The sequence below is a fragment of the Terriglobus albidus genome (assembly GCF_025685425.1).
In the GTDB taxonomy this organism is placed as follows: Bacteria; Acidobacteriota; Terriglobia; order Terriglobales; family Acidobacteriaceae; genus Terriglobus; species Terriglobus albidus.
Map to the genome: position 1 here is coordinate 22,315 of NZ_JAGTAS010000051.1, position 18,313 is coordinate 40,627.

11 protein-coding genes and 1 riboswitch are annotated in these 18,313 nt (G+C 58.6%); of the genes, 6 read left to right on the top strand and 5 right to left on the bottom strand.

Features of this window, described 5'->3' with window-relative positions; genetic code table 11:
- Positions 1-10 precede the first annotated feature (10 nt).
- Entirely contained in the window at positions 11-1,135 is a 1,125-nt protein-coding gene (locus tag OHL21_RS10515; RefSeq protein ID WP_263417226.1) for a sialidase family protein, read from the top strand.
- Positions 1,136-1,398: 263 nt separating this feature from the next.
- Here OHL21_RS10515 and OHL21_RS10520 read toward each other — a convergent pair whose 3' ends face one another.
- Together OHL21_RS10520 and OHL21_RS10525 are read right to left on the bottom strand one after the other, a co-directional pair.
- Positions 1,399-2,217, bottom strand: a complete 819-nt coding sequence (locus tag OHL21_RS10520; protein ID WP_263417227.1) for a sugar phosphate isomerase/epimerase family protein — start codon at positions 2,215-2,217, stop codon at positions 1,399-1,401.
- Positions 2,218-2,428: 211 nt separating this feature from the next.
- Positions 2,429-6,034, bottom strand: a complete 3,606-nt coding sequence (locus OHL21_RS10525) for a choice-of-anchor D domain-containing protein (protein WP_263417228.1) — start codon at positions 6,032-6,034, stop codon at positions 2,429-2,431.
- A 485-nt stretch (positions 6,035-6,519) separates the two neighbouring features.
- Between OHL21_RS10525 and OHL21_RS10530 the strand changes: the two genes are divergently transcribed.
- The 4 genes from OHL21_RS10530 to OHL21_RS10545 all read left to right on the top strand — a co-directional run bounded on the left by OHL21_RS10530 (position 6,520) and on the right by OHL21_RS10545 (position 11,200).
- Positions 6,520-7,284, top strand: coding sequence for a prolipoprotein diacylglyceryl transferase (locus OHL21_RS10530; RefSeq protein ID WP_263417229.1), 765 nt, complete (start codon positions 6,520-6,522; stop codon positions 7,282-7,284).
- On the top strand, positions 7,274-8,446 hold the full coding sequence (locus OHL21_RS10535) for an RluA family pseudouridine synthase (RefSeq protein WP_263417230.1): 1,173 nt from the start codon (positions 7,274-7,276) through the stop codon (positions 8,444-8,446). The genes OHL21_RS10530 and OHL21_RS10535 overlap by 11 nt, the downstream gene beginning before the upstream one ends.
- Positions 8,447-8,649: 203 nt before the next feature.
- The gene (locus OHL21_RS10540) at positions 8,650-9,771 is read left to right on the top strand and encodes a VWA domain-containing protein (protein ID WP_263417231.1); all 1,122 of its coding nucleotides are present in this window, start codon (positions 8,650-8,652) and stop codon (positions 9,769-9,771) included.
- Between the two features lie 101 nt (positions 9,772-9,872).
- Positions 9,873-9,950: riboswitch (Fluoride riboswitch) on the top strand.
- Positions 9,951-9,967: 17 nt separating this feature from the next.
- Entirely contained in the window at positions 9,968-11,200 is a 1,233-nt protein-coding gene (locus OHL21_RS10545) for a chloride channel protein (protein WP_263417232.1), read from the top strand.
- A gap of 272 nt (positions 11,201-11,472) precedes the next feature.
- Here OHL21_RS10545 and fdhF read toward each other — a convergent pair whose 3' ends face one another.
- Complete coding sequence (fdhF, locus tag OHL21_RS10550; RefSeq protein ID WP_263417233.1) at positions 11,473-14,484, bottom strand: formate dehydrogenase subunit alpha; 3,012 nt, start codon at positions 14,482-14,484, stop codon at positions 11,473-11,475.
- Positions 14,485-14,598: 114 nt separating this feature from the next.
- Here fdhF and OHL21_RS10555 point away from each other — a divergent pair, with 114 nt between their 5' ends.
- Positions 14,599-15,525, top strand: a complete 927-nt coding sequence (locus OHL21_RS10555) for a DUF72 domain-containing protein (RefSeq protein WP_263417234.1) — start codon at positions 14,599-14,601, stop codon at positions 15,523-15,525.
- Here OHL21_RS10555 and OHL21_RS10560 read toward each other — a convergent pair.
- Together OHL21_RS10560 and pelA are read right to left on the bottom strand one after the other, a co-directional pair.
- The gene (locus OHL21_RS10560; RefSeq protein WP_263417235.1) at positions 15,522-16,874 is read right to left on the bottom strand and encodes a flavin monoamine oxidase family protein; all 1,353 of its coding nucleotides are present in this window, start codon (positions 16,872-16,874) and stop codon (positions 15,522-15,524) included. The genes OHL21_RS10555 and OHL21_RS10560 overlap by 4 nt on opposite strands.
- On the bottom strand, positions 16,835-18,217 hold the full coding sequence (pelA, locus tag OHL21_RS10565; RefSeq protein ID WP_263417236.1) for a pectate lyase: 1,383 nt from the start codon (positions 18,215-18,217) through the stop codon (positions 16,835-16,837). The genes OHL21_RS10560 and pelA overlap by 40 nt, the downstream gene beginning before the upstream one ends.
- Positions 18,218-18,313: the final 96 nt, after the last annotated feature.

Sequence of the window (18,313 nt, forward strand, 5' to 3'; positions counted from 1 at the left end):
TCCACCTGCCTTGCGTCTGCGCCATCTGCTTTCCGCTGCCGTTCTTGTCGCCTCGTTCCTTCCAGCCATTGCCCAAGGTGTCAGCGAATTCATCTTTCAGCCAGGCTCGACCAGCTTTCCTGAGAGCCATGCCTCGACCATCGTGGAATTGAAGGATCACACTCTTATGGCGGCGTGGTTCGGGGGAACCAGAGAGGGTGCGAACGACGTTGCCATCTGGGGAGCAGTCCGCAACGCTTCCGGTTGGTCCAAACCCGTCGAGCTGGCTCGCGAGCCGAATACGCCCTGCTGGAACCCGGTGCTCTTCCATACGAAGGATGGCGTTCTCTGGCTTTATTACAAATACGGCAAAGCGCCGGCGGAATGGGCGGCAGCCCGTATGTCCAGCAACGATGAAGGCAAGACCTGGTCGAAGATAGAGAAGCTGCCTGCCGGCCTGATCGGCCCGGTACGTGCCAAGCCCCTCATCCTGGCCGATGGAACCATCGTTGCCGGCAGCTCGATTGAGAGCGCCGCGGGCTGGGCTGCGTGGATTGAGCGCTCCACCGACAACGGCAAAACCTGGGCGAAGATCGGCCCCATTACCGTTCCGGATTCGCTGGATCTTCCGAGTGCAGAGTCGAAGGCAGCCCAGGCGCTTGGCAATGTCGCCAAGGGAGAAGGCGTCAACGGCGCCGATGAAAAGCTCTATCCGCCGCCATCTACCAACATCGGCATCATTCAGCCCGCGATCGTGGACATGGGGAAGAAGCATCTCCGACTGTATGCCCGCAGTCACAGCCAGGCGTCCAGGATCGCAGTCGCCGATTCGATTGACAACGGTGTGACCTGGACACAGGCGCGCTATATTGATCTCCCAAATCCCAGCTCGGGCATCGACGCCGTACGCCTGAACGACGGCCGTATCGTGTTGATCTACAACCATAGCTATAACCGCAGGTCACCCATCAATCTGGCTGTCAGTACAGACGGCGAACACTTCCGGATGTTCAAGGTACTGGAACAGGGACCATCCCAGTACAGCTACCCCGCGATGATCGTGGACTCAAACGGGGACCTGCAGATCACCTACACCTGGCACCGCCTCACCATTCGTTATATGAAAGTCCCAGCCAGCGAGATCCCGAAGAATTAGGCACCATACGCCGGGTGCCCATGTCCCTCGGGGACATGGGCATTGGAGCGACGCTCGAATCGGTGGGAGCCGTGGGCTTTCGGCCCACGGTCTATCGAGTGCAAGAAAAGTCGGGCTTTAGCCCTGGGGCTTCGTTCCGATGGGCAGAGAAAGCCCATTTACTTTAATCCTTTATCAGCGGCTGAAGCCCGCTGCTCCTACCACTTCCCCACTCAATAATTTTGACGAAAATCCGACTTGCTTCAACTCGCGCCGCCGCGTCACTACGCCGTACGTCGCACACGCTTCACGGCATCAGCCGAAGGCCGGCCAAGCTCCAGCACCGATTCCTGGAAGCACTCCTTCGCAATGCGGCAGAGCAGCAGCGATTGCTGCCAGCGGTCGAACTCCTCACGCCCCTCGCCGGCGATGCTTCGCGGGGGCAACAGCTCCGGAGCAAACGTCAGGAAGGGCTGACGCGTTGTCTCTGATGTCAGGAAGCCTCGAAACACGCGTCTCCAGAGGGCGCGGAAGTGGGCAATGCCGGGATGGATATCAATGTCGCCGCTTCCAAGATCGACCTGCATCGTCTCAGAATCTCCAATGCGGCCATGCAGGAAACGCACACTGCTGAGAAGATGCTGCAGAAACGCGACCTTCTCCTCAAAACCACCAAAGACCATCTCCTGGCCGGTATACCAGTGCGAGAAGTCTCCATTGAACTCCAGCGTCGGGAAGCGGCGGTGAAATGTCACGGCTCGCCACATATCCTGAAAGAGCGTCGCGCGCCGCGTTTCCACATAGATCGGCACACTGTACTTGGCAGAGGCGTTCAGCACAGCTTCAATCAGACGCACCGCCACATCGTCCTCTTCCAGGCCTGTGCCGAGACCGACCGTAACACTTTCCAGACCGGCCAATCGTGCCTCTGAGGCGAGACGAATGGCGTCACGTGCGTGATTAATATGACCCGTGCCGGCTGCTCCGAGGCCAAGATTTAGCGCCTGTTCGAGCTCAGGTCCGTGAAGTGGATCGTGAAACTGTACGCCTTCATAGCCGGCATCACGGATAGCCTGCATGGCGCCATAGGGGAATGGACCCATGCCGGGAAGTGCATAGACGGGGAAGTAGCAGCGGAGATGGCGTTGCGGGGTCAGAAGCGCATCCCTCCGGGAAGCAGTTTGAGCGGGAATAGTACATGAGCCCGGTGACGCTTGCCTACGGTGAAGAAAGGAATTTTTCCTCATCTGAAAAGTAGAAAGGTGCGCCTTTCCGGCGCACCTTTTTCTGGGACTTCTTGTTTAATGCGTTTTGTTATTGCACGTTGAGAGTTACAACAACCGAGTGTGAAAGCGAGCCACTGGTTGAGGTCACCGTATAGGTGTAAGCCCCTGCGGGTGTTCCAAGAGGGTTGGTGGACGGCTTGTTATCACCGCATCCCATGGCAGTAAAGCTGATGCCGAGCAACACCAGCAACAGACCAGCCTGCCGCGCGAAACGGCGCGTGCGTCCGGCAAGCAGCATCATTACGGCGCCAAATGCAATGCTTAGAGCCATTCCGATCCCTGAGCGTGAGCCGCTCGCCACGCCGCTCGCCACATTGCGCGTCGTGGTGCTGAAGGTCACGTTCTGAGTCGTGGTGCCGGTCAGCGTGAAGTTAGCAGGCGTGTTGCACACCACGCCCGGAGCAGGTTTCGTTAGCGCACAGCTAATGCTGACGGTTCCGCTGAACCCACCCATTGCGGTAAAGGTCAGCGGCAGCGTTGCGGTATCACCTGCCGAAACAGTAAGTGAGACAGAGGTCCCCGACGTTCCCGAAGAGCTGAAATCCGTGCCGGCGCCGCTGAGCTGAATTGTGAAGGTCTGCCCTCCATTGGTCTTCAACGTCAATGTTCCGGTACGCGTTCCAATCCCCGTGGGTGTAAAGGTCACGTTCACACCGCAGGTGCTGTTGATGGCGGCGCCTGTGGTGTTGCAGGTCGTGGAGTAGGCAAAGTCGCCGGTGATGGTTCCGCTGGTCACCAGCAACATCGACTCACCCGTATTGGTGAGAACGAGATTCTGCCCAGCCGATGTCGCCCCAAGGTTGATTGCTCCGAAGCTCACCGAACTCGGCGTGATGGTACCGCTGAGTACCGGAGAGGGCAGCGTGAAGTAGCCGTTGACAGGATCGTGATCCGACGCACGGAAAGCAGTCGTGCCGTCGGCATAGTTCATCAGCGGCTGATCGGCGTTGATGTGAGCAACTTCAACGCGGGCTCCGCCCACCAGTTCCTGCGTCGCAACAATATGGTCGAGCACCTGCGCGCTGCCGAACTCGCTGTACGTCCAGCGCTCCGCGGCAGGACGCAACGTGATCAGATCCGTTGCCTGCGGATTCGTAATCGCTGTACCGGGCTGCACGACCTGGTCCGAGGGAAGAATGCGTCCGGTCACCGTTCCCAGCGTGTCCGTGTATCCATCGGAGAACTCGAAGGCGTTGTAGTCGCCTACCGAGATCACGTGCTCCCCGTTCACCTGCGCTGCCTGAATGATCTTCGCCAGCGACTCGGCCTGCAGCTCTTTCTTATAGCGGGTGTAGTTGCTCGCATCCGAGATGCCTGAGAGCGAGCGCAGATGATTGACGATCACCGTCACCGGGTAATCCTTCACGCCCGTGCCACGGCTGATGCCCGCCTTCAGCACAAATGCCGGACGATCATTCAGCGCAGTGGTGGAGTTATCGACCGGGCTCTGGAAGGTCTCGTTCTGCCCTATCTGCTGCGTGCTGGTCACATGGACCTTGCTCGCTTTCACCAGGAAGCCGGTAGAGATACCGCCTATGTCAGAGGTATAAGTGCCGGCACTCGCCGAGACACCATAGCCGATATAGCCGGGGTCCGCCATGTTCAGAGTGGAAGCCAATGTCGAGGTCTTCGCCGCAATTGCCTGGGCCACGCCCTGGTTTTCAATCTCTTCCAGACCGACGATATCGGGCGCCTTCAGGTTCTGCAGGATGCCCATCGCGATCTTGGTGATGCGCTTATCGAAAGCGGTGGAGCTCAGATTCACAGCCGACGAGGTCTTCACCGACTGCGAGACCGGATCGTAGTACTTGTTGTCGCTAGAATCCGAATTGAACATGCGCTCGACGTTGTACGTGGCCACCGTGAACTCACTAGCGCCCTGCGCCGAGACAGTATAGGTCTTCGATGGAGCCGTGAGCGACGGCGTATAGCTCTTATCGATAAGAATGCGCGCCGGATCGTAGTACGAATCCGAGCTGTACGTCATATCGACAATACCGGTCACATTGCTGACCACCGTGCCGGTCTCGAGGTTGATCACGCTGCCTCCCAGGAACTTCGAATCCATCAGCAGACGCTCGGGATTGTCATCGAAATGAGCAACATTTGCTGGAGTATTCGGCACGGCAGCATCACGAATGTCGATTCCCGCCTCACGGAACGGGCGCGGATAGTCCGGAAGCACCGCATAGAACTGGCCATTCGAGCTTACCGTCGCTGACGCTTCAGTAATACTGCCATCTGTCCCGGTAACCGCATTCAGTGTCGGGATAGAGATACGCATACCCTCATAGCGAGCCATCTGATAAATACCGCCGCTCGGTGTCAGCATGGAAGCTGTCAGCGTGATTGCCGTTGGCAGATTCACTCCGGACGAGACCAACGTGGTCGTCGAAGACGTCAACTCCGATGCTGGAGTATGGCTATCCGTCACTGCCGGATAGATCGCAACGGTGCCCGTGACTGAGACAAGGTTTCCAATAACCGCCTCTGCAGGAACTTTTCCTGACCCTGTGTACACGTAGATACCTTCAGGAGTAGATGGATCACTGTCGGCGTCCGAATCCTGTGCCTGGATGAAGAAGCCTGCGCTCCCCACGCCGATCACAACACCTGTTACCTCTACGTTCTGCCCAGCATATGGAGAGGCCGCTGTCACATTCAGTGGCTTGCTTCCTTGCACGGTGTGAATTGCAAGGTGCGGTGCAGGTATTTGCACACTTAGGCTTATGGAGCTTGTCCCGGTCCGTGTCTGCGCGTCTGTAATCGTAATCGGCAGCGAAAAGCTACCGCTGGCAGTGACAGTAGGCGTGATCGTGAAAGCGTACGTGGTTCCGGAAGAGAGGGCAAATACCTGATTTGCATTCCCGCCAATCGAGGACAAATCAGCCGCGACGGAGATCCCCGTTGAAGTTGGGTTCGTTCCCGGAGTTACCGTGACTGAGAGCGTGACGGATGTTAAACCAGACACAGCAGAACTCGGCGACGCGGCAGACGATGCCGTCGGACTCGTAGGCGTACCAGTCACACATGGGGTCGGAGTCGTAGCCGTATTCCTGGGATTGGGAGTACCCGCTGCAAAGTCGGATCCGTTGTTATTGCTGTCTGAACAAAGATTGCTGCGAATTGCGGCCGTCATGTTCGTCAGAGTGGGGCCGACACTGCCTTCGTAGCAGGTTGCCGTACCAAATCCGAGCAGGTCGACGATATTTGAATCGCTGCAGCCGGTAATGGACGTAGATTTCGCAAGGGCTACCTTACCGGCACTTTGCGAAATGGTAATGCTGGAATTCGATGCATCCGGTGTCGGGAGATTCGCGACACCAGATCCCGAGCTACCTGCAACGAGATAGAACTGACCGGGCGCAAGCGTCGAAGCCAGGGTTTTCGAGGAACTCCAGTTTGCATTCGAAGCTGAACCATAGAAGACGGTATACGAGCTCAAATCCACAGACGTGGTGCCCGCATTGAAAATCTCAATGAAGTCACTCTTATAGGGAACGGTCGCCGTTGAACCTCCACCTCCGCCGTATACCTGAGAAATAACGAGTTTGTCCTGAGCCGCAAGATGAGCCGCGGCAAATAGACACACAAAGACAGCGATGAATCGAGACAGAAGTTTCTTCAATGCCATGGACCTCTACGAAATTGTTTTGGCAACAGACGTGGGGAACCCGGGTCTTCGTGCGACCCGGTTGAGTTGGGAAAGTCTCTTACTTTCGTGAAGTGTCTGTTCTAACGCCGCCCATGCGAGCGGGCAAGAGAAATTTCCATAAAACCTGGAGCAGAGTTCTCCACTGTTAGTCAACTTGCCAACAGGCGGGCCGGGCGATAGCATCCAAGAATGAGACCGGCCTGCTAAGCAGGTGCGGCGATCTACGCTGGTTGAACCAACATTCATTGAACCAGGGGTTCGGCTCGTATATATGGCTCGGTGCGCTAAGTCCGCCAGTCCGGAAAGCCTAAAGAGCCACGGCTGATCTCCGAACGTCTTAGGACGGGTTCACCGGCGCTTCGCTGCACGGCCACGTGGGTCGGTTTTCATTTTTTAAGCGGCAAACGTCTCTTTCCTGTCTCTCCTGGGAACGCCCATGTTCGCACTGCATTAAACTGTTAAGCATGCACCCGTGGCTGTTTCGGTGGGGAAAGTTCGGTCTGCCGACGCGCGGCGCGTGCGCGGCCATTGGCATCATTGCGGCCCTGGCGCTGGGGCAGCGTGTTGCTCGCCGCTCAGGTGTCGATCCTGAAAAGTTCTGGGATCTCGGCTTTTTCGCCGTCATCACGGTCTTCGTGCTCTCGCGCCTGGAGCTGGTGCTGGTGAACTGGAAGGTCTTTCTGCAATCGCCGGCAATCGTTCTCGCGCTGCCCACCGTCAGCACCCTTGGCCTACTGCTCACCGGTCTGATCTGCCTGTTGTACATGCGCCGTAACGGCATGCCGATACTGAAGACACTCGACGCCGCGGGCATCTGCGCAACCTTGCTTCTGGTCTTTGTACATCTCGGCGATTTCTTCTCCGGCGACGACATCGGTCTTGCTACTTTGAGCCTTCCGGGGCGCCTGCAGCGCGGCCAAGGTGTCTTCGCTCACGTTGGCCTGCATCCGGTGGCACTCTATGCGGCGCTTGCATCGCTGCTGATCTTCTTCACGCTGCTGTGGTTTCTTCCACGACGTGGACAGGAGGGAGAGGTCTTCGGCCTTGCCCTTGGGCTTGCCGCCGTCGCACGCTTCTGGGTGGACTGCTACCGCATGGAGACCATCTTTGAGATCGCAACGCCCTTCGGCCTCGATCCGGACCAGGTCGTCATGGTCGTTGTCATGCTTGCAGCGGCAGCCTTCTGGCTGAAGTGGCCTATTAATAAGGAGAACGCGCATGCCCTCTAAGCACATGCTGCCCAAAGGTCAGCGCCGCCGCACCGTCAAGCATGACTACCGCATCGCCCGCGATGCCGCGCGCGCCGCCGGTCTGGAAGAAGGCATCGACCCTGAACATGTCCTTGCTCCAGAGCACGAGATTCCCATCGCGGAACGCGTGATTCCACAACTCGAAGAAGAAGACCTGGAAGCAGAAGATGGCGTTCGCAGCTTCGCCGCCGATGCAGCCGCAAACGGCATGCGCCTGGATGCATATCTCGCCAAAGCCATTCCGGATATCTCACGCTCGCGCATCCAGCTTCTTGCCGATAATGGCCAGATCTCCGTCAATGGCCAAAGGGCCAAGAGCAGTCTTAAGCTCAAGGGCGGCGATCAGATCTCCATCGAAGGCGAACCCCGGCCGGAGCCGCTGCGCGCCTTTGCCGAAGATATCCCGCTCACCATCGTCTATGAAGACAAAGACATCGCCGTCATCGACAAGCCTGCCGGCATGATGGTCCACGCCGGGGCAGGCGCTACCGATGACGCTCGCAACCGCGGCACGCTGGTGAACGCTCTGCTTGGCCACTTTGGTAAGCTGAGCGGCGTCGGCGGCGAGGAGCGCCCCGGCATCGTCCACCGTCTCGATAAGATGACCAGCGGCCTGATCGTCGTTGCGAAGAACGACGTCATGCATCGCAAGCTGGCCCAGCTCTTCGTCGACCGCAAACTGGATAAGACCTACCTGGCACTCGTGCAGGGCTGGCTCAAGAAAGATGCGGTCATGCTCGACTTGCCGATCGCCCGTGACCTGGTACACCGCACCCGCATGACCACCCAGCGTCCCGACGGAAGAGCCGCCGTCAGTCACATCAAGGTCGTGGAGCGTATCGAAGGCCGCTACGGCAAGTTCACCCTGGTCGAAGTCAAAATCGAAACCGGACGCACCCACCAGATTCGTGTCCACCTGCAAGCACTTGGACATCCCGTCGTCGGCGACACGCTCTACGGCGCTTCTGGCTCTTTGCGTGATGGGGAAGAGCGGATTCCGCTCGAACGGAATTTCCTGCACGCCTGGAAGCTGCACTTCTCTCATCCTTCCACCAGGAAAAAGCTGGAGCTCACGGCGGAGTTGCCTGCCGAGCTGGTAAATATCTTGAATATCGTGAAGGAGCGGGTAAAAAGCCGCTAGAGCATTTTTCCTGTAGGTGTTGTATAGGGCTTTGGCATCTATGGGCGTTTTTCCACAATGAAAACGCCACTGCGCTCCTCTTCCGGGATACCCAGCAACAGGAAAAATGCTCTTAAGGCAAAAAGCCCGTAACAGGACTACAGGCAGACATATTGGCGTGTTTCAGCGTCCAATCTGGTAGGTCTCCGGTAGAATTTGGGCCAGTGACTCCGACGATGTTCAAAAATATTCAACGCGGTACTTCGATTGCGTTTCTTTTGCTCGCCTGCTGCGCCTTTATCGCCGCTCAGCAGCCTTCTCCCACCCCCACACAGCCGACGCAGCAGGCCCAACAGCAAACGCCGCAACCGCAGCAACAGACCGCGGCCCAGCAACAGACCCCGGCGCCCCAACAGGCCCAGCAACAGCCTGCGCAGCAACAGCCTACGCTGCAACAGCCTGCGCAACCGCAACCTGTGCTGCCCGGCCAACCGGGTCAGGAGTCGCCGCTTGATGTAACCACCATCAAAGGTATCGGTGCTCGCGAAGTTAACCAGATCTTTACCGTCACGGACAAGAAGGGGAAGTTCATCACCGGCCTGCGGCAACAGGACTTCGGCCTTCTCGACGACGGAAAGCGCCCGGAGCGCGTCATCCGCTTCACGCAGCAGACCAATCTCCCGTTGCGTGTCGGCATCATGCTGGACACGTCAAGCTCCATCCGCCAACGCTTCGAGTTCGAGCAGCAGGCGGCCGTCGAGTTTCTGCTACAGGTGTTGCATCGCCAGGATATGGCCTTCGTGGAAGGCTTCGATGTGCAGATCGACCTCGAGCAGGGCTTTAGCAACAACGTCGACCTGTTGAACCAGGGTATTCACAAGCTTCGTCCCGGCGGCGGTACCGCGTTATTTGATGCGCTGTACACCACTTGCCGCGATCAGATGCTGATGCAGGGTTCCGGATATCGCAAAGCCATCATCATGGTCACCGACGGCGATGACAACTACAGCCACGCGCTCATGACCGACGCCATCAAGATGTGCCAGCGCGCCGAGACCATGGTCTACGGCATCAGCACCAACGTGAGCCCCACCAAGGACAAGGGCGACGACATCCTGAAGGCCATCAGCGAGGCAACCGGCGGACGAGCCTTCTACCCAACACGCATCGAAGAGGTCGCCAACGGATTCCGCTCCATTGAAGAAGAGCTGCGCAGCCAGTATTCGCTGGAATACGTACCTTCGGACTTCAAGGCAGACGGATCGTTTCGTACAATTTATCTACAGGCTCTCGATCCTCGATATAAGGTGCGCGCCCGTAAGGGATACTTCGCTCCACGTCAGTAGAGCATTTCCCTATAGGTGTAGAGTAGGCAATGAAAGCTCCGCTTGTACTTTTTTCGGGCTACCCAGCAACAGGGAAAATGCTCTAAATCGAGGCTTTCAATAAGCTGCAAGGCGATGGGGTTCCGCCTGAAACCGCCCCCGGACGATAAGTCCGGGGAGCTGATGACTCCTACGAGAACGACCCGTAGGAGATCGTGTGTCCCGAGTTCGTCAATCGGCTGAAAAAAAACTATTCCCTTCGATTCTGTTATCTGCCGGCATCGGTATTGTCGCCGGCGCCGCATCGGCGCTTCTGATCGCCGCGCTGAATTGGGCCAATACTACACGCGAGCATCATCGCTGGCTGCTGGCGCTGCTACCGCTCTCCGGCTTCGCCGTGGGCTGGGTGTACTGGCGCTACGGAGGCCGTGCCGCCGGCGGCAACAATCTCCTGCTCGAAGAGATCCACGACCCTCAGGAGACAGTACCGTTGCGTATGGCACCGCTGGTGCTACTCGGCACCGTGCTGACGCATCTCTTCGGCGGCAGCGCAGGCCGCGAAGGCACTGCCGTGCAGATGGGCGCGTCGTTGGCGGAATGGCTTGCCGAGCTGTTCACCGAGCATCAGATGCGCCGTGCCGTGCTGATGGCCGGTATCGCCGGTGGCTTTGGCGGCGTCTTTGGAACGCCATGGGCAGGCGCCATCTTCGGCGTCGAGGTGTTGGCTGTGGGCTGGGTAGGCTGGTCCTCCGTCCTCGAAGGAATAGGCCCGTGCCTCATCGCCTCTTTTGCAGGTGATCTGACCGTACGCCTGATCGGAGTTCACCACACGCAGTATCCCGTAGGCGCTCAGCCATCGCTCCAGCTCATGAGCTGGGTATGGGCGGCACTGGCGGGCATGGTCTTCGGGACGATCGCACGGCTCTTCTCCATGCTCGAACATGGCCTGACTGCATGGTTCAAGAGGATGTTTGCTTATCCGCCGTTCCGGCCGCTTGCAGGCGGTGCCCTGGTAGCCCTGCTGATCTGGAGCCTGCATGCGTGGCAGTTCGCCGGGCTCGGCATACCCTCGATCATTGCCTCCTTCGCCGGGCAGCAACCATGGTGGGTATGGGCAGCAAAACTCGGCCTTACAGCATTGACTCTGGGGGCCGGCTTTAAAGGCGGCGAAGTCACACCGCTCTTCTTCATCGGCGCAGCCGCCGGCAGCGCCATCTCCGCGGTAATTCCCCTCAGCACCGGCGCGCTTGCAGCCATGGGCTTTGCAGCAGTCTTCGCGGCGGCGGCAAACACACCCATCGCCGGCCTGATCATGGCGATTGAACTCTTCGGACCACACACCGGCCTGCTGGCCGGTGCAGCTTGCATCGTTGCGTACCTCTGCTCAGGTCCTGTAGGTATTTACGCCGCGCAGCAACCAATGGAAACGCGCTGGAAATTCCGCCTTTAAGAGGCCGGGTGCCCCATATCTCGGCATAGCCGAGATGTGGGAGATTCGCGCTACGCGCGAACCGGGTGGGAGCAGCGGGCTTCAGCCCGCTGATAAAGGATTAAAAAAATAAATGGGCTTTTAGCCTGGGCCTTCTTTCGACGGACAGAAAGAGCCCAGGGCTAAAAGCCCATTTCGATATTGAGCCGATAAACCGTGGGCTGAAAGTCCACGGCTCCCACCCGATTCGAGCTTCGCTCGAATCGCTATCTCGAATTGTTGCCACCACACCGCTACACCGTAGTCGTCTTAATCTGAACCAGCGTGCTTCCCGGCAACGTGTAATCCGGCCGGGCCCATTTGCGCTCCACCTCGACACCCGGCTGCGGCGTGCGATGTCCATGACGGAAATTTCCAGGCGGCAACGGATTCGGCCTCTGCTCCCCAAGCTTCGTCAGGCTGACCGAAAGCTCCTTGTACGCCGGCGTATGCGTCGCACGGTCGACGTGAGCACCGGTCAGCCGATTGACGGGTTGATCGACAGAGTTCAGCGGCATATAAAGCTCACGTCCCTGAACACGGCTGGTCACCACCACAGGCACCCTTGCGTTGCCGTAGGGGCTGCGCAACTCGACCAGCGTGCCATCCGATAATCCATGTTCCGCCGCCAGCTCCGGCGAGACTTCTACAAAGTTCGTCGGTGTCAGCGCGCGAATTCCCTCAGACTGGTACGTCATCGCTCCCTGCTCGAAGTGTTCCAGCAGGCGGCCATTGTTCAGATGCAACGTGAACTCGCCATCACGCTGCTCTTCACTCGGCTCAACCCAATTCACCGGATGGAAGCGCGCTTTGCCATCTGGGAAAGGGAACCCGTCCTTGAAGAGATAGGGCGAATCAGTGCCGTCCTTAGCCACCGGCCATTGTAGGGACTTGTATCCCTCAAGCCGCTCATAACTCACACCGGCAAAGAGAGGTGTCAACGCCGCAACCTCATCCATCACCTCCGACGGATGCTTATACTTCCACTTGCCGCCCATACGGTTCGCGATCAGTTGGATGATCTCCCAATCCGGTTTCGAAAATCCAAGCGGCTTGATTGCCCGATAGAGCCGCTGAATACGGCGTTCGGTATTGGTGAAGGTACCTTCTTTCTCCAGCGAAGGCGATGCCGGCAACACCACGTCGGCGAACTTCGCTGTCTCTGACAGAGAGATATCCTGCACCACCAGAAACTCAACCTGCTCGAGTGCCACCTTGACATCGTTGGCGTTGGCATCGGAGGTAATAGTGTCTTCGCCTTTGAGGTAAAGACACTTCAACGTGCCATCGTGAATGGCACGGATCATCTCGTGATTATCCAGGCCATCCTTTGTCGGCAGTGTGCACTGCCAGGCCGCTTCAAACTTGGCGCGTACCTGTTCGTCGGCCACCTTTTGATAGCCGGAGTATACGTTTGGCATGGACCCGAAATCAGAGGCGCCCTGCACATTGTTATGTCCACGCAACGGATATGCTCCGGTAGCCGGACGCATGTAATTGCCGGTCAACAGCAGCAGATTCGAGATGGCTGTGGAGGTATCGGACCCGCCGCAGTGCTGCGTCACCCCCATCGCCCACAGAATGCAGACCGTCTTTGACTGTGCGATCCAGTTGGCAACCTGGATCAGGGTCTCCTGTGCAATGCCGGTGCGCTGTTCTGCAAACTCCAGCGTGTACTGCGCCAGCGACTCACGTTGCGCATCGAAGTTGTCGACCCACCGGTCGATGAACTCCTGCTTATGCCATCCCTGTTGCAGGATGTAGTTCGCAACGGCATTGATCCAGATCGGATCGGTCGACGGCTTGGGATGCAGGAAGAGATCGGCACGCTCTGCCATCTCGTGCCGGCGAAGGTCGGCAACAATCACCTTCTGCCCGCGATGCTTCTGGCTCCGTTTAATACGCGTCGCCAACACTGGATGCGACTCACAGGTATTCGAACCGACGATAATCACAAGCTCAGCCTGCTCGATATCAGCAATCGATCCCGCATCTCCTCCGTAACCGACGGTGCGGCTCAGGCCCATGGTTGCCGGGGTCTGACAGTAGCGCGAGCAGTTGTCGATGTTATTCGTGCCGATCACCTGACGCGCCAGCTTCTGCATCAGGTAGCTCTCTTCGTTGGTGCACTTCGAGGATGCAATAAACGCGAAGGCATCCGGTCCATGATTCTGCTTGATCTGTTTGAATCGCTGCTCGATCAGGTCCAGAGCCTCTTTCCATGTCGTCTTGCGAAGCTCGTTGGTCTTCTCATCGCGGACCATGGGATGACGGATCCGCTCCTTCGAGTTCACGAAGTCCCAGCCGAACTTTCCCTTCACACAGGTCGAGATACCATTCGCCGGCCCATCTGCCGGCTCGATCTTCAGGATGTGACGTCCCTGTGTCCAGACATCGAAGCTGCAGCCGACACCGCAGTAGGTGCAAACCGTCTTCGTGCGTTTGTTCCGCAGCTCGCGCGCGGCAGCCTCTCCGTTCGAGATCGCCATAATGGGCGGGAATCCAGTCGCAGGTTCCACCGCCTTCACCGCGGCAATCATGCCGTTCAGCACCGGCTGCGGAAGCGCTGTCAGATATCCGGCGCGGCCGAGCATGGATTTCTCCATCAGTGCATTGCACGGACACACCGTCACACAGTGTCCGCAGGAGACGCACGACGAGCCGGCGATCTGCGTTCCGCCATCCCAAAGAACCCGCGGATGCTCCGACTCCCAGTTGATGGTCAGCGTCTCGTTCACCTGCACGTTCTGGCACGCCTCAACACAGCGCCCGCAGAGAATGCATTGCGATGGATCGTAACGATAGAACGGATTGGAGTGGTCCTGCGGATAGGGCTTGTGCTCGAACTCCCGAACCTGGTGCTTTACATCCAGGTTCATCGCCGTGTTGTGCACCGTGCAGTTGTGATTGGAGTTGTCGCAGACCGTGCAATAAAGATCATGATTGTGCAGAATGCGATCGAAGGCATCTCGCTGTGCCGCGTCCGCGCGCTGAGAACGGGTAGCGACCTCCATCCCCGGAGTAACCGGCGTTGCGCAGGCGCGCACCAGCTTGCCATTAACTTCAACCAAGCAGGTATCACAGGTCTCGATCGGCCCCATCGAGTGGTGATAGCAGACCTGTGCCAACTTGCGGTCCGGAAGCGCATGGTTGATACGCTCCACCAGCAACTCGCCCGTCGCAGCGAGCACCGGGGCGCCGTCCAGTTGGATTGTAGTGTCGAGAGGCAGAACGGCTTCGGTATTGAGCAGGCGCTTGGCAGGCATACTCCTTTGGATGATACCGATCTTAGGTTGGTGGTATTCACACCAAAGACCGTCGCAAAGAGGGCGGGCAGCCACTCATCTTAATTGCGCATCTAGCCTGCTGGAGAGCTTCGCATGACTGGTGACATAAGAATCGGCATCTCGGGCTGGAGGTACGCCGGCTGGCGCGGAGTTTTTTATCCACCGAAGCTGGTACAGCGGCGCGAGCTGGCGTTTGCCGCCGAACGTTTCCGCTCCATCGAGATCAATGGCACCCACTATTCGCTGCAACGTCCAAACCACTTCCTGCAGTGGGCCGCCGAGACCCCGGACGACTTCGTCTTTTCGATCAAAGGATCTCGCTTCATCACCCACATGAAGAAGCTGCGCGACGTTGAAGATGCGCTGGCAAACTTCTTCGCCCAGGGAATGCTCGCACTTGGCCGCAAACTGGGACCCATTCTCTGGCAGTTCCCACCACAGCTCCCATTTGATCGGGATCGTTTCGACAGCTTCTTCAGGATTTTGCCGCGCACCCTGGGTCAGGCCGCAAAGCTGGCCTGCTTCCATGGGCCCCGGCTGCAGGGACGAGCCGTAACCCAGGCTCCGCGAGGAACGGCAAAGATGCCGCTTCGCCACTGCATCGAGATTCGTCACGAAAGCTTCGCGGTACCCGAGTTCGTCGATCTGCTCCGCAGACACAACATCGGCCTCGTCGTCGCCGACACGGTCGAGTGGCCGCTGCTGATGGACGTCACCAGCGACTTTGTCTATTGCCGCCTGCATGGCTCCGAACAGTTATACGCCAGCGGCTACGAAGAGAAAGCCATCGCGCAATGGGCCGACCGGGTGGTGCGCTGGGCGACAGGACAGGAATCCCACAACGGCCGCTTTGCCTGTGCGGAGCAAGCACCCAAGAGGCCGCAGCGCGATGTCTATGTCTACTTCGACAATGACATGAAGGTACGCGCTCCCTTCGATGCCCTGGCGCTACAGGAGCGTGTCAACCAGCTACTGCCGAAGTGCCTCCATCGCGATAACGATCAGCAACACGCAGCTTAGTCAGCGCTTTGACGATCCTCGAGTACCTGCTGTGCCGCACGCAGGCCGCTGCGCATCGCGGCATGGACCGTCCCCCAATGCCCGGTAGTATCTGTATGCTCGCCGGCAAAAAAGAGTGTTCCCTCCGCAGGCTCACTCATAAGGCGGGAGGACTCTGCTCCACCCACCGCGACATAGCTATATGCCCCGGCAGCGAGGGGATCGTCATGCCAGTCATGGGTCCGGCATTGCAGCAGTTGCGAGCGAATCTGCTCCACCGGCCGCGAGAAGATCGTGGCAAGCTGCACACAGGCAAGCTCCGCAAGTTTCGCTTCCGTCAATCCCGCCATCTGTTGCGAGCGCGGACCGCCGACCCATCCGGTCAAAGTACAGCTCGACGCCGGATGTGGCGTCCACCAGACCGGTGGCATTCCGTCAAAGGCGAAGAGAAAGCTCAGCTTCTCCAGCTCCGTATCAGTAGCCCAGAAGCGATCGCGGAAGACGAGCGTGAAGCGGCGCGCCTGCCCCATACACAGCCCGTGTGCGTGCCGTAACGCCGGAGGACTCGGCGAAAAAGCAATACGTCCCGCCTGCAGCACGCCCAGCGGGACCGCCACGATCACGCGCCGTGCAAGAAAATGCACAGAACGGCCATCCTGCAATGCCTGCACACGGACCCGATGGTAGTTCCAGCCCACACTCTCGACCTTCGTATTCAGAGAAAGCTTCGCACCCGCAGCACGAGCGCGATCGAGCTGGTGCTGCGGCAACAGATCGTACCCGGCACGAACCCGGAAAGCGCGCTCGCCTTCGATCTGCCCTTCGGCCTTCTGCTGGATACCGAGCGACACCACCGAGATCTTGTGATGGTCGGCAGCGTTGAAGCCCTCTACAAAGTTGATGAGATGCCTGCGCGTCCCCTCGTCGAGCTGCGGATGCTGCTCGAGGAATGCTGCGAACGAGAGATCCGGCTGTTGCCAGTCTTCGCACTTCTCCAGGAAGGTGAACCCTTCGCCAACCTCATCGTTCTTGCGAAGGTGATTGTCTTCGAAGCTGTAGTTATCGCCGTCGATCTCATAGGTCTCCAGGCCAGCCTCTTCGATCAACCGCCAAAGCTCGGGCGCCTTGCCGTGGATAAACTCCGCCCCCAGCTCGACGACCTCGTCGCTTTCGCGTACCGTCAGGATGCGGCCGCCAGCACGCGACGCAGCCTCCAGCAACATCACCTGCACGCCGGCCTCCGCCAGGGTGCGGGCCGCGGTAAGCCCCGCCATTCCGGCGCCAATGATCAGTACGTCAGTCTCCACACTAGCTGGATGTTGCGTCTCGCCTAGTGGTTTACCTGCGGCATCGGATGCTTTTGCTTCCATGATGCAAAGGCTACCAGTGTCTGGTTCGCAGCGGTGTTGTACCAGCCATATCCATTGCGGCGCTCGTCAGAGATTTCGAGCAGATCATCGTGGATCGTCCGGTCACGATCGCCAAAGATCGGGTTCTCCCGATCGAGGGAATAGTAGCGCGACCACAACGGCGGCGCTCCGGCCTTTTCAAAGAGACGCCGGCCGCCGGGAGTCTCCTTCCCACCGGTGTAGATGTAGCCGGAGATCGCGTGCTGCTGAAACCAGGCAGAGGCAGCATAGACAGACCGTACCACCGCGGGCGAAGGTGAAGGCAGGGTCATCAGGTAGTTCACCAGCGCCGCCGACTCCGAGCTCGAGAGCGAGATCATTTCGTAGTTGCGTGCACCCGCCGGCGCCAGCGTCAGCGCATCAACCTGCTGCGGCCAGATGGTGAGCCGGCCGCCGATCGTCACCTGCGACTTCAGGATGCACTCCAATCCATGCGCGATCGCCTGCGCGGCCTGCTGCCGCAGAGTGGCCGGAAGAAAACCGTAGTGCGGATCGGTCACGGCCAGGTTCAATGTCTCGATGGCGTTGATCATCGCGTTGTCATTGAAAGTGATGGCATCGTGGTACCCGCCCTCCAGCGGCCAGACCTGAGGCCAACCGCCGTTGGGATACTGCGCACTCAGGATGTAGCGGATGCCGCGTTCGATGGACTGCTGGTAGCGAGTACGATCAGCAGCCGACGCATGCGGTAGCACCAGGGCAAGAAAACGGATCTCGCTTGTGGTGGCATCGTTGTCCAGCGTGCCGACATAGTTCCACGTCGGCTCCATCGGCCTGTCCGCATCGTCAGGAGCAAGATGCTGCGAGGTGTTGTCCGGGGCGTAGTCCTCGCCAGGCTGGCGGTGATGTTTATCGACCTCGATGTTCTTGCTCCATCCCCCGGCAGGAGTCTGGAAGCTGACGATGTTTTCCGCGATGGTATGTGCCTCGGCCGAGCTATAAAATCCTGCCTCGCGATTCAACGGCATGGAATTGGCTCCATGGCCCGCCTTGGAGTGAATCGACTCCGTCAGTCCCGCAGCTTTGACCTCCGCGGCCAACGCAGCCTTATCAGCCAGACGCTGTTTCTGCGAGCGTGCGAGATAGTCCAGCCACACCGGCTGCTCCCCGGCTGGAAGCGTATGAATCCGCGCCTCCGTAAGAGGTTCGGCAGGCTGCATGTGGCCAAGCACAGCAGCATGAAGCGTGACAGCAAAGGCGGGGACAAGCAGAAGACGACGCATGATGTGATGGAAGGCTACATCCGGAAAGACACCCGAACACTGTGCGCGGTTGCGGAGGAAATGAGCTTCTACGACTTGCATAAATAAATCTCAGGCTCTTGGAATTATCGGAATGTGATTCGCATCTCCATGCGCTTTTCGTTGGGAGCAGCGGGCTCCCAACGATTCGAGCGAAGC